Below are 15375 nucleotides of genomic sequence, written 5' to 3'. Positions count from 1 at the left end.
ACTGATATAGAGACTCCTACACATTAAGAGAGGCACTGAATGAACTTTACCTACAGCAATCCGACAAGGCTTTTTTTTGGACAAGGCCAGATAAAATCTCTTGAAAATTCGGTTCCAGCAGAAGCACGCGTTCTAATGATATACGGTGGTGGATCAATCAAAAACAATGGCGTCTACGAACAAGTAAAAAACGCGTTATCCTCTCACTCTTGGCAGGAGTTTTCAGGAGTTGAGCCAAATCCAACGAAAGAAACACTCGATAAAGCCGTAGAGCTGTGCAAACGCGAGAAGATTGATTTTATTGTTGCTGTCGGTGGTGGCTCGGTAATTGATGGCTCTAAATACGTCGCGGCAGCGGCAATGTATGAAGGTGATGGTTGGGACATCTTAACTCGCAAGCACATTGTCGATGGAGCGATTCCAATCGGTGCTGTGCTTACATTGCCAGCGACTGGCTCCGAGTCAAATCAAGGTGCGGTGATCACCAAGGCAGAAACCCAAGACAAGTTGGCGTTTCTATCTCCTTATGTACTGCCTAAGTTTGCGGTCTTAGATCCAGATGTCGTTTCCTCACTTCCAGAACGTCAAGTAGCCAATGGTATTGTAGATGCTTGGGTACATGTCTGCGAGCAGTACATAACAAAACCACATGGATTTGACGTGCAAGATGGTTATGCTGAGGCGCTACTAGTTGCTCTTAAAAATTTGGCTGACACCTTTGAACAAAGAGATGATGATACATGGCGTGCAAACCTTATGTGGTCTGCAAACCAGGCCTTGAATGGGCTGATAGGTGTTGGCGTTCCACAAGATTGGGCTACCCATATGATTGGACACGAATTCACTGCGCTGTGGGGTGTCGATCATGCAAGATCATTAGCTATCGTGCAGCCTTGGTTATTAAGAAATCAGATAGAACACAAGCGCTCGAAGTTGGAACAACTAGGAGTTCGAGTGTTTGGTTTAGCTGAAACTCCTTACTTAGCAGAAAGAGCTATCGATGAACTTGAAAAGCTTTATCAATCTGTTGGAGTGGAGACAACATTTTCAGACTACACAGGAGAAAAGTCTGACGCAATTTCGGCAGTTATTGACCAACTGCAAGCACATGGCATCACAATATTGGGCGAGAACCAAGCTATTGATCATGCAGCAATTCGAGAAATTTTGAGCCAAGCTATACGCTAACGGTCCATGTTTTTGAAATGAATAAAAACCTAAGCTAGGTGCCAAAACTGTGCCTAGCTTACATCACGCTCGGTCGTTGACCAATAACCGATAGATTAAATCATCGTAAAGTTTACCATTGATTTCATAAGCTTCCGGGTCTCTTTGATAAAGCTCAAAACCTGATTTTTCTAGGACTTTACAAGATGCAATATTGCCATCGGTAACGATAGCCTCTATCTCTTCAACGGGAAACTCATTAGCAATATACTTTACCAACGCGACAAGAGACTCTGTTCCATAACCAAGACCGTGAAACTCAGGTAATAATAGGTAGCCAATTTCCACTTTACTCTGGTCTTCGTCATTTATTCTCAGGCCAGTAACCCCGACTTCACTACCAGTCTCTAACTCAGTAATTGTTAGACATAACCAATGCTCACTTCCCCAAGTCCATTTAGGTAAACGGCTTTCAAATCGTTCTCTTATTTCTTCTTCGGTTGGTTCGTTAAAGGCATATTGAATGACCTTTTCTTCTTGATTTAGTCGACGGAAAAGAGACCAATGTGACTCTTCAATTTGTGCCATTGCCAATCTTGAGGTTTGAATACCATGCATTGCTATTTGCTACGTCAATCTATAGATAGGAGATACGCCATCATGCCTCAACCTTTGGTAACCTTCAAATTAAGCAACAAAAATGTGGAAACCAACCTATGTGAGACCTTCTAGTACGGAGAAATTGATTGTCAAGCTCCCGTATATTGGTCTAATTAACGCATAAAGGATGACACAAGGACCGCATGGCGTTACCTTTGTGAGATAAGTAAGATGTTGAAACTGAGGTCAAAATGCAAAAAACAACTCGCACTATGCCAGCTCACAAGCATGTCGCATTGGTTGCTCACGATAACTACAAGCCTGAACTTCTGCGTTGGGTACAAGAGAATAAAGACAAGCTGCAAAAACACTTTTTATACGCAACGGGAACCACCGGTAGCATGCTAAGCAAGGAAACCGGGTTGGCGATAAAGTCGATGATAAGCGGCCCTATGGGCGGCGACCAGCAACTTGGTGCTTTAATATCAGAAGGGAAAATTGATGTGTTGATCTTCTTCTGGGATCCACTCAATGCCGTGCCACACGACCCTGATGTAAAAGCATTGCTGCGTATTGCTAGTGTTTGGAACATCCCTGTGGCCACAAACCGTGCGACCGCAAAATTCCTATTTTCTTCAGAACTTATTGAAAAAGAAGTCGACATTGAAATCCCAGATTACGAAGCGTATCTAAAAGACCGGACTTAATCTGTCACAAAAGCGCAGATATCCTTGCCTATACAATGTCTGCGCTTGTTGACTCTTTTCCGACCAGTCGTTTCGAATTCTTAGGCTTGTATCTGCCAACCAACTCTTTGTATTGAGCTATTTCACTAGCGAATTCAGAGCCGTTTCCAGAATAGGTAATCCATACCTGTTGTTTTGCTCTTGTCAGCGCAACATAGAATAGTCTTCGTTCTTCAGCATATTCAAAACTGTCTTTGTCAGCCAACATAACATCGCAAAGACTTTGATTCTTTTTCCGTGATGGGAATTGGCCATCATCAACCGACAGTATGATGACAAAATCGGCTTGTTTGCCCTTACTTGAGTGACAAGTCATAAAGTCGATATCGAGATTACTGTATCGCTTAACCCAAGAAGCATAGTCATCAGGCTTGTGATAATGGTTTCTACCCAATAATAAAACTGTCGCGGAATCATCGACCTCTTTCTGTAATGACTCACTTATGTCTAGCAGCACCAACTCGACCTGCTGCGTTTTTGCCAACCAGACCGATTTACCGCGTTTAGATATTTGGTTGCTATGGCTTTCTATCGACTTTTCAATTTGATTGGGGTTCTGCATAACAAATTGACTCGACAACATAGCGATATCATCGTTGAAACGATATGTTGTGGTGAGAGAATGCACACTGGTGTGTGGAAAGCGCTCGACAAAATCTGTTGTTAACGAAACATCTGAACCAGCAAACTGATAGATAGACTGCCAGTCGTCACCCACGGCAAACAACTTCGCCTTGGATTTATTGTCAGAGTCTGTACACAATCCATTTAACAGCGACAACCGGTTCGGCGAGATATCTTGATACTCATCAACCAGAATATGCGTCCAAGGCGAATTAAACCGATTGCGTTTTTGCGTGAGTTTTTTCACAGCCATTTCGATCATAAGATTGAAGTCTAAGGTTCGAGACGCTTCAAGCACAGAAATCCAAGCTTTGTAGCATGGCCATACCAAGGACAGTTCACTGTTTAGACGGCTGTAATCGTCATGCTCAACGATTTGTTCTTGAATTGATTTTTTGTTTAGTCCAGCGCTAGATAGCACATCAATCTGTCTCAAAATCCATTCGATCAACTTAGGGTTTTCAGATTGATGAATGAGTTCATCATCACCGGCAAGATATGCTATTGGCCATTTAATCAGGTGCTTTTGCCAGCGACGGTAATTGGTGCCTATTTGCCAATGGTCTTTCAGCCATTCTGAACACCAATGTTTGCGTTTGTTCTCATCGACTGCCAGCTCGCTAACCGAATAGCCTGATTCTTCATTTTGATTGATAATACGCAACGCCAATTGGTGAAAAGTCATCACCTGCACTCGCTCAGCCTCCAACCCCAAGCGCGATTGCAAACGTTCTTTCATTTCTTCGCAAGCTTCACGCCCAAATGCAAGCAACAATATTTGGTCAGGTTGCGCTAAATGACTTTGGATTAAGTAAGCCACTCGAGCTACGAGAACACTGGTTTTTCCGGTGCCAGCTCCCGCTAGAACTAAGTTGTTATCATCATTAAGAAGCGCTGCAGTTTGCTGCGACTCATTGAGCGGTTGAGGTTCAAGCTGTTCAAACAAAACTCGCCAATTTTCTTTTTCTATGCTCAGCCATTTTTCATTACGCTGTAACAATTTATTTTCGGTATCGACATACCAGTCGCCAACTTTGCCGATTAAATTAGGTAATAGTTGCTTAGCTTCATCGAAGGTGACTTCAGCGGACGTTAACGTTTGCGTTACGTTATCACGCCAGTTGATGATATCTGAATGACACAAATAGCTAGGTAATGTCTCCAGCTGAGTTAGTTCATCTAAAAGACTAGGTATGGCATCAATCAGCTTCGAGGAGACTTGGCCATACCATGTCTCGTAGTACTCGACGTATCGCCTCGCGAAGTCATTGGCATTGGATTTGGAGAAGCCAAATGCTATCCACCTAGTTTCTGATTCAAAGTGGTAAGTGGTGAGCGTGATACTACTCCATAGAAAGCCATGATCAATCTCCACTTTCCCAGCAAGATGGGTATACGGGATATGTTCTTCTATTGAATTAGAGCAGACAACAACGCCTTCAGGATACAAGGTAAGACTGTTAAATTCGTTTTGTACAAAAAAACGGGCCATAGAACTCGCTTTAAACTGCATATGGACTGGTTCTCTAATTGGGTTTTAGCGGTACAAAACCATTTATTATCTAAGATCAGATCGTTACTATAAAAGGAAGTTTATCTTGCCTAAACCCCAATTTCGGAAAAGTTAGCCATACGTGCAAATATTCAAACAATTACGCTTGCTCTGGTCAGTTAACGCGGTCAACTACGGTGCGCTAATTTGCGTCATTTTTACTGGTATTGTAGTTTTCACCAGTTTTTATCAATTAGATTCGTGGATTGTTCCGTTAATCTTGGGGGTAATTGCTGCCGCGTTGTCAGAAAGCGACGATAATTTTTCAGGGCGATTACGTCGAATTGTAGTTACTCTGTGTTGCTTCTCGTTTGCGTCAATTTCAGTCGAACTGCTTTTCCCCTACCCCTGGTTGTTTGCGCTTGGCCTCGCCATCTCTACCTTTGGCTTTGTTCTACTAGGAGCAATTGGTGCTCGTTATGCCAGCATCGCTTTTGGTTCAATCTTGATTGCCATCTATACCATGCTCGACGCTGAAAACAGCACTGCCATTTGGTTTCAGCCAACTCTTTTGATTGCGGGCGCTTCTTGGTACTACTTTATGTCATTGTGCTGGTCGCTACTTTGGCCAATGCGTCCGGTTCAGCAAAGCTTATTTAATGTGTTTGATCTGTTGTCTCGGTATCTAACCGCAAAAAGTGAGCTGTTCCATCCTCGAAACTCGCTTGACCCTCAACCGTATAGACTGGAACAAGCCAAGCTCAACGCCCAAATTGTTAATGAATTAAACCACTGCAAAGGTTTGTTGATTAACCGCTCAAGACGCGGTGTGGCCGATACTACGAAAGATCGATTTCTTAGCGTCTACTTTATTGCTCAAGATATTCACGAGCGTATTAGCTCGACCCACTATCGTTACCAAGAAATGTCTGATCATCTACAGCATTCGGATATCCTATTTCGCTTTAAACACTTACTCCAACGACAAGCCCAAGCTTGTCAAGCGATAGCACACTCTTTGAGGCTTGGAAAATCATTCGACAGTGATTCAAACAACAGCGAAGCAATACATGATGTCAATCATTCGCTAGAACATATAAAACAAGACCAATCCCTCTCGTCAGCGCTAGTGACGCAACTAAGCTTTTTGCTTGGTAACCTGACTTCCGTATCACAACAACTCACCAATGTTTTAAACCCAGATGTTAATAAACAAGAAGATAAAGAGCTTGCCGATTACGAGGCGCACAATCTGAAGTCAATGTGGTACAAAATTCAGGCAAACTTAACTCTACAATCGCCGTTAATGCGGCACGCAATTCGGCTATCTATGGCTTTGTTGTTAGGCTATGGCGCAGTGCAGTTATTGCAATTGCAAGAAGGTTTTTGGGTACTGTTAACCACACTGTTTGTTTGCCAGCCTAATTTCAGTGCGACACGTCAGAAGCTAGTCGGAAGAATTATTGGTACCTTTGTCGGGCTCATCGCTGGCTACGGCTTGCTGTTTGTTTTTCCATCTACTTTGTCGCAACTCTTTTTTATTGTGGTGTTTGGTGTAGCATTTTTCGTTGCCAGAATGGTGCACTACGGATATGCGACGGCATTTATCACTCTATTGGTCCTATTTTGTTTCAGCCAACTAGGACAAGGTATCGATATTATTGTACCGAGACTCATTGATACCCTAATTGGCTGTTCGATTGCAGGCCTTTGTATTTGGTTTATTTTTCCAGATTGGCAAAGCAATAAACTGTCAAAAGTCATGTCAGAAGCCATTTCAGCCAACCAGACTTACCTTGCTCAAGTGATTGGCCAATATCGCATCGGTAAAAAAGACACTCTTAGTTATCGCGTTTCTAGACGAACTGCTCATAATCAGGATGCACTGGTTACTACAGCAATCAATAATATGCTGATTGAACCTGGACGCTACCGCAGTTGCGTCGACGAAAGCTACCGCTTTCTTGCACTTAGCCATTCGATCTTAAGTTACACTTCAGCACTTGGCGCTCACAGAACCCAATTGGACGATGTGCATACACATCAACTTATTTCGCAAGCTCATAGTTTCATTCACCTCGAATTGAGTGAATTAGCAACTGCATTGGTTGATAAACGTGAAACGAAAAATCTTCACGAGCAAGAACGCGGAGAAATTGAAAAAAGATTGAAAGTTTGGCGCGAGGACAGCCCCGAATCAGTAGCTCTCGTACTACAGCAGCTGTATCTAATTTTTAGGCTTTTGCCTGAAATGCATAGTTTAGTATCAAAAATCTCCACCCGAACACGTCTCAGTACTGAGAACAGCACTAATCAAAATCGTTAACATTTGATTAAACCTTGACACATATCGCCCAACCGAATTCAATGGGTTGCATATTTATTGAGCACCCGGACGCTCTAAAATCAATTGCTAAGGATTTGTGTTGTGAATACCGTTGTGACAATGGGAGAACGTTCAAAAGTTGAGCAAGTAATAGACTTGATTAGGGATTTAGATCCCAAGCAAGTCCAGCTTGTTCGTTCGGAAATCGATAAAGTATCACAACGAGAAGCTATTTCTCTTGATTCTGACGAATATCAGTTCCTTCAAGCGCTGTTTACTTCTTGAACTTTGGTGAAAATCAACTAAAGTTTTAATGAGGAGGTACATTTATGTCAGTATCACTCGTCAACAACGGTTCCTCAATCTTGCAGCAGTCATCAAAACTGTATGAGAAAGCTGCGTCTGAAGTTCAACAACAATCCTCAAATCAACCACTTTCAAACCAAAATGATGGACTGGTTAAAACTGAGCAAGTCGAACAAACCAAGTCTAAAACACCTGACTACACTCAGCCTATGGTCACCCTAAGTCAAGCCGCACAATACAACAAAGTTGGAACAACAGTCATGCAGAAGGAGCAAGACATGTTAGGCACTTTATTGGACATTCAAGTCTAATTGAGGGTTTTTTCGCGATTCGCTTTGAAAAACACTAGGGCTTGATTGAGAACTTTTTCTTTAATCGGCTTAACGATGATGTAGTTCGCCCCTACCGAGATAAACTGCTCATGCACTTCTTTCGAACCGTCCGCCGTACAAGCATAGATTGGAATTTCTTTATCGAATTGTTCGCGAATTATCCGAGTCGTATCAATTCCTCCCAAATGAGGGAGCTGATTGTCCATCAACACCAAATCAGCGTGACGATTTTCTTTGAAAAACTCAATAGCCTTCAAACCGTCTTCTACCCAGTGCACAACCATGCCATACTTTTGACAAAAAGCTTTGGCTATAAACGCGTTGGTCGCGTTATCTTCCACCAGCAAGACATGCAGCTCTTCGTCAAACAATTCCTCAGGGTTGATAAAATCAGGCTCTGGTGACTCAGTCGTTTGATTTTGTTTTACCTCAATAGGCAGTGTTAAAGAAAACTGTGTTCCGCTTCCAGGATGGCTGGTGACCGTCATATCCCCGTGCATTAGTTCAACCAAAGAATCCACAATGGCTAAACCTAGACCGCTGCCCCCAAATTCTCGGGTCGTGTTGTCCTCGGCTTGTACAAAGGGTTCAAAAATGTGTGATAGTCTGGAATGTTCGATACCTATACCAGTGTCTTTCACTACCAATTCAAGTAAGTACTCGGAATTTTTTTCATGCAGTTTAATTGTCACTTCAACCTTGCCGCTTGAAGTAAACTTCACCGCATTACCAACAAGATTGAAAAGAATCTGATTTAGCCTCACTTGATCGCCATGCACCACACACAAGTCAGTGACATTGGTCACCATTTCAAATTCAACGTCTTTTTTAATGCACAGCGGCTCGAAAATGCTGCTGACGACGGTGACAATCTCGCGCAATTTGAAATCTTGACTTTGAATGAGGAACTTACCTTGCTCGATCTTTGAATAGTCTAGGATATCATTAAGTACTGCCAGTAAATGTTCGCCACTGCTGCAGAGAACCTCTAAATGTTTTTTGCCTTGCTGACTGGACACATGTTCGCCCAATAACTGAGAAACACCTAAGATCCCATTTAAGGGTGTGCGCAATTCGTGACTCATTTTGGCCAAGAAATCCGCTCGTAACTGTGCATTCTGCTCTGCCTCTTGACGAGCTAACTCACTTTGGCGCTCTGCATTTACATAGCTAGTGACGTCTTGTCCTTGAGCTATGATAGTTGTGGTTCGCCCTTCGATCGTTACGGCGGAAATATTCCAACGGTAGACGTGCTCACCAATTTCTACATTCACGCTTGAAACTGAGTCACTTTGGGCACATTGCCTGACGCTTTCTGCTAAGTGTTGAACTAACAGGCTTTCTACTTCCTGCAGTTCATCAGTCGACTTAAACGCACTTAACGCCGCAGGGTTCATTTGCAACAAGTGACCATTTTTGTCCCAAAGCGTAATTGGAGACAAACTATAGTTAAACAAATCAGAAAACTGTTTCTCTTGTTCGTTGACCCGCATAATTGCTCGTTCAAACGACTCCCCGATCTGGTGAAATTCCTGAATATTAGAACCACCAAAATAGGCATGATTGCGGCTGGAAGATGCTTGATTAGTAAAATCAGTGAGCTTGTGAAGCTCGGACGATACCTTCTTGTTTAACCAATAACGATTAACCAATGCGATCACAAAGATCATAGCAAGTGCAGCCATCACCCATAAATAGTGGCTGCGAACCATCGTGCTCAATCGATTGTTATTTTGAACAGCGTAAAGAGCCACGTAAGTATCTACACCGTTGATACGCAGGTCAGTTTTTGCGACCACTTTATCTTCAGGATCGAGATCATAGGTAAGATGTTCCAGCCATTCAGTGTGTTGATTTGCATCCATTTTTTCGCTGCCAGAAATCACTTGTGACCCAACGGCCATGTAGACTTGATCTACATTGCTGTTACGCTGCAGTGCCTGAACTAGAGCTTGATTATCATTGAGGATCACACCCACATGTAAATGACCAATCAATTCGCCAGTTTGTTGTATGACAATCGGAGTTTTTCTTAGCAGCGAATAACGAATACCAAATACAGAGCTCGTCTGCGTGAGTGTCCATTTTCTAGATGAAGTGCTCGCTAAGTTGGTGCGATGAAGTTCAGGTAGCAGCAACCCATAGAAGTGGTGGTTACCATCATCCCAAACTATCTCATTACGTATGGTGGCAAAGCGAATATCGGGGGATAGGCTTGGATCAATTTGATCATAACTTAAAAAGAACAAATCTAGTGCATCAAAATTCCCGCCTGACATAATCGACGACAGCTGCTCGTTGCGGCTTGTCGCATCCTGACCGATTTCGATACTTTTTAAATGGAATGAGAAAACTTGCTGCAACAAAGCCGACGTTTGCTGTTTAGAGCGCGCCACTTCTTGTTCCACCACCTGTTTGTTTACTTGATAATCTTGAAGTAAAACAATCAGCGTCAGAACACATATCGTAATGTAAACTGATCTGGCTATCAGGGACGCTAGGCGTCTCTTCTTTCGGTTAAGTTTCACATTTACCTTTTATAGGTCAGAATAGCGAAATGCTCGCTTTTTGAGAGCATCAATTCGATTCTTCGAGTCTTCTTTTACCACAACTTCCATGGCGCCCGAGTAAACGATTGGAACTTCTTTACCTTCAAGATCCCAACGTATCGCATCGGCCATCGCAACTCCCGTATCATCGTTCATACGCATCACGGTGACATCCAGCGCGCCTTGTTCTATTGCATCAAGCTCCGCGCTACCTCCACCCCAACCGTTGATGATAATGTCTTCGCGATTAAACTCTTTAAGTGCATCAACTCCACCAAACGCGACATCCGTTGAACAAGCGTAAATCATAGAGACATCAGGATCTTTTTGCAGAATACTCTTTGCTGATTCGTAAGCCAGTTGTCGATCGGCTTTAGTGTAAAAAGCGGAAGTCAAAGAGAATTGATTAGTCTTAGCTAGACTGTCAATAAGTGTATTGCCTCTGGCATCACTTACGTATCCTTGAGAATGGTATAGCACGCCATAACGAATCGCATCATTGTTGTTACCATTGCTTAGCATGGTCTTCTGGTAAAAGTCGCTGAGCATAAGTGCGCCAACCTGATGGTCAAATCCGGTGTACATAAATGGCTGCTTACCATGCCAATCTCTGACAGGTGTCGTAATATTTTGCAGTATCACTTTGGTATCAGTCGACGTGATCACATGCTCGATAAACTTATGATGCCTTGTGGTATTCAAGGTAAAGATCAAATAATCGGTATCTCTGTGAATTGCTTCTAATAAAGAAACGCTTTGTTGGCGAATGTCTATCGTTGGGCGCGTGTGGACTTCATTGATGACATATTCAATTCCCATTTCATCGAGACGTTTCTCAAAGGCTTTTATAACTCTGACCCAATAGTCAGACAGTTGCTGCCCAGGTGTAACCACAGAAATTGAGACGGGTTTAGATTGTTCAACGGATAAGGTGATTGCGTCAGCCTGAACTGATTGATCCAGTGCTTTTGTTAGCGCCTTCTGCTCAGGAAACGCGTCCAAAAAGTGGTCGTACTGCCAATAGCCGTTAAGAACATCAATTTTGTCATCTGCAATAGCAGTTTGAGAACAAAGACTACCAAATATCAAGCTTAAGCTGATGAACCATTTAGTCATGAGCAACGTCCCTTCCCTAATCTTTAAAACGTAAACGCAAGGTTTGCTGAAGCGCCAAATTGATTGTCTCCCGCATAGCTACCTGAAAAATCTAAGCTAAACACGCCAAAGGGGCTAATACCAAAACCGGCGGTAATGGAGTTGTCTAACGTGTCTTGCATTTCGACTTCATACCCTAATCTAAGTTGAGCCCAATCATATGCATTTCCTTCTACACCAAAGCGAAGAAATTGGGTGTCGTCTTTGTTATCCGTAAATCTTGCTTGCTTAGTCAAATCCCAATCGACAGTACCAGTAACATATTGAGTTGCGTATGCGCCTGATATGGTTAGTTGCGTATCAAGTTTGTATTGATTGGCACCATCAAAGGTTTTCAACTCTTTAGAAAACACATCACGCACAACCACGCCTGCTCGAGCCGGGCCGCTCAACCACACCGCGCCGATATCAAGGTTGACAGCATTGTCTTTTGCTTCGCTCTTCTCGTAGTCGTCCAACTCAGCCGTTTTAACATTGATATCGTGTTTGTAGGTCTTAAAGCTTTGAATCTTAGGAGTAATACCCAATGATATTTGCTGACCTTGTAAATCAAAAATTTTTGACGCCGACAATCCCGTTTCGGTGTAACCGAACGCCAAAAAAGAAACTGAAGAATTTTGATAACGGGTCTGAACCGCAGCTGCACCTGAACCGCCATCCGCCGCTATGTTCGCTTGAGCGATAATATCGGCATAACCACGACTCATAAAATTAAGAGAGATTGTTTCTATTGGCAATGCAATCGCTATACCCGCACCTCCGGTTGCGCGGACAGGTCTATCATTTGCAAGCAGGTTTAAGTAGTTATTCATCGTAGCAGCTTGACCCGCGTCAGAACTACCGCCCGCTTCAAAGGCGTCAATGGTATCTTGCAAGTCGTCGAGTGTGCTTAAGGTTTCATCAACATCACTCACCACAACGCCTACGGCAGGAATCAAGAGACCAAAGCGATCATCGGTGGTGTGAATCGCCCCAAGCGCCGGGTTATAGAACGGAGCCAATAGGTAGTCTGCAGAAGTGACACCCGTATTCCCCATGCCGTTACCACGAGCATCAGCAACAACAGCCCCCGCGAATGAATGAAAAGACCAAAAGCATGTAATTAAAACCAGTAAAAAACGCAAATGAGTATTCATCTTCATATCAACCTTATTGCCTAGCCACATAGAAAGGTTAATACAAGATCACTGGTTTTACTGAAATTGTTCAATCTAATCATTCGAAAAGCGATAATGCCAACTGAGTTTGCTGTAAAACCATGTCTTCTTTCTTAAATTTGCTAAATGATTTGATCTTCAGCTCAACCTTACTTGCAAGGGACTTACTCGGCCCAACATTTTGGCTCCACTCAAGTGTGATTGGGCCTTTGCCTCGGAGCGCTTTGGCCCCCGTCCCATCGTTGTGCTGCTTAACTCGCCTGTCCAGATCTACGGTGATTCCGCAATATAAGTGGCCTTTGCAGGAGCGAACGAGATAAACAAACCAATCACTCGCGTGTTTTTCGACTGTCATTATCTCGCTTTCAATTGTTCGACTTCAGCAATAAGTGCCGCAACTTGCGCTTCTAGCTCCGTGACGCGTTGATTTAAATCCGATTGTGGCTCGACTTGAGGAGAAACAGATACAGTCAGATCTTCAACTTGAACATCAGAAAAGAGATGTTGATAACGACTTTCTCGCTTGCCTGGTTCGCGCGCTAGTTGGACGACCAACGCACCATCTTCACGACTAGCCATTTGAGATAGGACGGCTTCCACCTCCCTAACATCAGAGAAGCTGGCAAGGCGGTTAGTTCGCGTTCTAAGTTCACCAGGAGTTTGCGGCCCACGAAGCAACAGACAACAGACAATGGCTTTTTCTTGCTCGGTGAGTTTTAAGTCGCCAAACTCAGTGTTGCAAAAGCGGTGTTGGAATTTGCTTGCGCGGCTGTTAAATCCGCTTTCATCGCTAACTAATCGTCTTGAAATCAAGTCGTCAAGCGTATTCCTAACTTCAGATTCTTCCAGTGCCATCACTGGCTCGCGGTTACTTTTTTGGTTACATGCAGCCGTTAAGCTATTCAATGTTAGAGGATAATAGTCTGGCGTGGTCACTTCCTTTTCGATGAGTGCACCGATTACACGAGCTTCCAATTGAGACAATTTAATTGACATTAGTGCTTCCTCTTTAAACTACAACAACTTTACTGATCTTAAATAGATGTGGATGCGAAGTGAACTACTTAGCTAGTCAGGACAAAAACGGGTTGAATCTCAATGTTCCAACAGAAAGGGAACTCTCACGAAGTTTCCATCAGCATCAATCATCATAATTTTTGAACGACTTAGCTCGACTTCCGTCGCTTCTAATCGAATTCGCTCGTCTTGGTAACCCACCTTAACACGCTCAGAACGATGCTCTTCGGCCGCCTGATTGTTTTTAACAATGATCTGTGACTCTTTCATATGCGTTCAAAGTTAGATACGGGTTCCAGATAGTACCCCTTTACTCAATGGGACTCAATTCAACTACTTGTTGTTTGATGAGAATTCCGTCAAGACAATGTAATGATTGATCTTAATACTGTTATAGGTCGATTCGTTATGGTTTAATCAAAGTCAATTGGTTCTCAATATGGAAAATTCGAAAATGAGTGGTGTATTTGAAATTGTTGCTCAGGCACGTCGCAAGAACAAGCTTAAGCGTGAGTTGGTAGATAACGAGAAGAAAGTCCGCGATAACAATAAACGCGTTGAGCTACTTAGTAACCTACTAGACTACATCAAACCTGAAATGACTCACGATGAAATCGTAGCGATTGTTAAAAACATGAAAGCTGACTACGAAGACCGCGTCGATGATCACATCATTAAAAGTGCTGAGATCTCTAAACAACGCAGAGAAATCAGTAGAAAGATTCGCGAGTTAACAGAGCAAGATAAAAAAACTCAAGGTAAGAAATAGGCTCAATGTTTCTGATCGCAAGCCCGCCAAATTTGGCGGGCTTTTTCGTTTTTATATTTCCAAATCCATAGATTTTTTGGATAAACGTTTGCGTAATCGCTAACCTTCTACCTTTTTAAAATATAGACTTTCATCACGTTTTTGCCGTGTTATATTGTCGCTAGTTTAATTAAGCCACTCGAGGCATGGAGCTCCCTCGTGACTCTCAAGATGAGAAGTGTGGTGCAAGTAGTATCAAGCGAGGTTAGTAATGGAAATGAGTATGGTTGAATTTTTCGGGTATGCGGCATCAATTATGGTAGCGATCTCTTTAACAATGAAAGACATTGTTAGATTGAGAGTTCTAAACTTTATTGGTTGCGCACTGTTTACCGCATATGGTCAGATGATCGATGCATGGCCAGTAGTTTTAACAAACGGCTTTATCGCCTGTGTTAACGTCTATTTCCTCGCCAAAATGTATCAAGAAAAGAAACAACGAAGCCCACAAACGGCATAGTTGCTCTTGATAAGGTATCAATTGAGCGTCAAGCTTGGTTGATACCGACAAGCGACGGCTTAGCTTATTCATTTTGCAATACCTTAAAGCTACTCATCGTTAGCAGTTAGTACTTTCTGCATTCTTACCAGATCCCAATGTGTATCCCCGACCAGATACTTCTCTGGTTGAACATCATAAATTTCAAATCCCAAGGAAAAATAACAATTTTTCGCCGATTTGTTGTGAGCAAAAACTGCCAATGAAACAACATGAGCGTTAAATTCATGCTTAGCTTTTGTTATCAGCAGTTCAAGCATGTTTTTCGAAAGACCTAACCCACGATATTCAGGAGAGACAAAAACGCGACAGACCCGATACTCTCTCACATTAACTTCAAACAATTCACACGTGCCAACAACACTATTATCAACACAAAACACATACGGCTTAGATTGGGGTTTAGAGTAGTGGCTATTAAGTTGACTGGAAGTGAGTGGGAAATCAAAACTTGGCCCACCCCATAATAAGTTCAGCTCTGCCGAATCTATCCATTTAAAAAGCAACGAGTAATTGAGTTCGTTCAAAGGCTTTAAACTGGCCTCACCTCGTAAACGTGCATTGTCAATCTGCAAAATCATTCCCCTAAATCAAAGC

Annotated in this window: 16 protein-coding genes; 7 read left to right on the top strand and 9 right to left on the bottom strand. The window is 42.8% G+C overall.

All coding sequences use genetic code 11. The features are described from left to right. Positions 1-39: 39 nt before the first annotated feature. Positions 40-1188, top strand: coding sequence for an iron-containing alcohol dehydrogenase (locus ACXAFJ_RS19040; RefSeq protein WP_475325614.1), 1149 nt, complete (start codon positions 40-42; stop codon positions 1186-1188). A gap of 63 nt (positions 1189-1251) precedes the next feature. Here ACXAFJ_RS19040 and ACXAFJ_RS19035 read toward each other — a convergent pair whose 3' ends face one another. Beyond that, positions 1252-1785 (bottom strand): GNAT family N-acetyltransferase, encoded by a 534-nt coding sequence (locus ACXAFJ_RS19035; protein ID WP_475325613.1) that lies wholly within the window; start codon positions 1783-1785, stop codon positions 1252-1254. Positions 1786-2018: 233 nt separating this feature from the next. Between ACXAFJ_RS19035 and ACXAFJ_RS19030 the strand changes: the two genes are divergently transcribed. Continuing rightward, positions 2019-2474, top strand: coding sequence for a methylglyoxal synthase (locus tag ACXAFJ_RS19030; RefSeq protein ID WP_475325612.1), 456 nt, complete (start codon positions 2019-2021; stop codon positions 2472-2474). 28 nt (positions 2475-2502) lie between these two features. Here ACXAFJ_RS19030 and helD read toward each other — a convergent pair whose 3' ends face one another. Further along, positions 2503-4650: a DNA helicase IV gene (gene helD / locus ACXAFJ_RS19025; RefSeq protein ID WP_475325610.1), complete on the bottom strand. Its 2148-nt coding sequence runs from the start codon at positions 4648-4650 to the stop codon at positions 2503-2505. A 121-nt stretch (positions 4651-4771) separates the two neighbouring features. On the opposite strand from helD, the gene yccS reads away from it, so the two are divergent. The 3 genes from yccS (at position 4772) to ACXAFJ_RS19010 (ending at position 7572) form a co-directional block, all read left to right on the top strand. Continuing rightward, positions 4772-6955: a YccS family putative transporter gene (gene yccS, locus ACXAFJ_RS19020; RefSeq protein WP_475325608.1), complete on the top strand. Its 2184-nt coding sequence runs from the start codon at positions 4772-4774 to the stop codon at positions 6953-6955. A 102-nt stretch (positions 6956-7057) separates the two neighbouring features. Next, complete coding sequence (locus tag ACXAFJ_RS19015) at positions 7058-7240, top strand: hypothetical protein (RefSeq protein WP_475325606.1); 183 nt, start codon at positions 7058-7060, stop codon at positions 7238-7240. Between the two features lie 44 nt (positions 7241-7284). Continuing rightward, positions 7285-7572: a hypothetical protein gene (locus tag ACXAFJ_RS19010; RefSeq protein ID WP_475325604.1), complete on the top strand. Its 288-nt coding sequence runs from the start codon at positions 7285-7287 to the stop codon at positions 7570-7572. Here the strand turns inward: ACXAFJ_RS19010 and ACXAFJ_RS19005 are convergent. From ACXAFJ_RS19005 to ACXAFJ_RS18980, 6 genes are all read right to left on the bottom strand, one after another. Beyond that, a complete protein-coding gene (locus ACXAFJ_RS19005; protein WP_475325603.1) occupies positions 7569-10121 on the bottom strand; it encodes a LuxQ periplasmic sensor domain-containing protein in 2553 nt (850 codons plus the stop codon). The two genes, ACXAFJ_RS19010 and ACXAFJ_RS19005, sit on opposite strands and share 4 nt — an antisense overlap. A gap of 9 nt (positions 10122-10130) precedes the next feature. Beyond that, complete coding sequence (locus ACXAFJ_RS19000) at positions 10131-11258, bottom strand: substrate-binding domain-containing protein (protein ID WP_475325602.1); 1128 nt, start codon at positions 11256-11258, stop codon at positions 10131-10133. 23 nt (positions 11259-11281) lie between these two features. Continuing rightward, the gene (locus ACXAFJ_RS18995; RefSeq protein ID WP_475325600.1) at positions 11282-12433 is read right to left on the bottom strand and encodes a conjugal transfer protein TraF; all 1152 of its coding nucleotides are present in this window, start codon (positions 12431-12433) and stop codon (positions 11282-11284) included. Between the two features lie 79 nt (positions 12434-12512). Then, on the bottom strand, positions 12513-12809 hold the full coding sequence (locus tag ACXAFJ_RS18990; RefSeq protein WP_475325598.1) for a GIY-YIG nuclease family protein: 297 nt from the start codon (positions 12807-12809) through the stop codon (positions 12513-12515). After that, the gene (locus ACXAFJ_RS18985) at positions 12809-13450 is read right to left on the bottom strand and encodes a YceH family protein (protein WP_475325596.1); all 642 of its coding nucleotides are present in this window, start codon (positions 13448-13450) and stop codon (positions 12809-12811) included. The genes ACXAFJ_RS18990 and ACXAFJ_RS18985 overlap by 1 nt, the downstream gene beginning before the upstream one ends. 99 nt (positions 13451-13549) lie before the next feature. Further along, positions 13550-13741, bottom strand: coding sequence for a hypothetical protein (locus tag ACXAFJ_RS18980; RefSeq protein WP_475325595.1), 192 nt, complete (start codon positions 13739-13741; stop codon positions 13550-13552). Positions 13742-13910: 169 nt separating this feature from the next. On the opposite strand from ACXAFJ_RS18980, the gene ACXAFJ_RS18975 reads away from it, so the two are divergent. Both ACXAFJ_RS18975 and ACXAFJ_RS18970 read left to right on the top strand, forming a co-directional pair. Then, positions 13911-14240: a DUF496 family protein gene (locus ACXAFJ_RS18975; RefSeq protein WP_475325593.1), complete on the top strand. Its 330-nt coding sequence runs from the start codon at positions 13911-13913 to the stop codon at positions 14238-14240. A 250-nt stretch (positions 14241-14490) separates the two neighbouring features. After that, positions 14491-14739, top strand: a complete 249-nt coding sequence (locus ACXAFJ_RS18970; protein WP_475325591.1) for a hypothetical protein — start codon at positions 14491-14493, stop codon at positions 14737-14739. 89 nt (positions 14740-14828) lie between these two features. On the opposite strand, the gene ACXAFJ_RS18965 is transcribed toward ACXAFJ_RS18970, so the two are convergent. Continuing rightward, positions 14829-15359 (bottom strand): GNAT family N-acetyltransferase, encoded by a 531-nt coding sequence (locus tag ACXAFJ_RS18965; protein ID WP_475325589.1) that lies wholly within the window; start codon positions 15357-15359, stop codon positions 14829-14831. Positions 15360-15375: the final 16 nt, after the last annotated feature.

This window comes from Vibrio sp. ABH4_348 (assembly GCF_056159765.1).
Note: the sequence above shows the minus strand (reverse complement) of the source record. Positions and strands in the feature narration are given on the sequence as shown.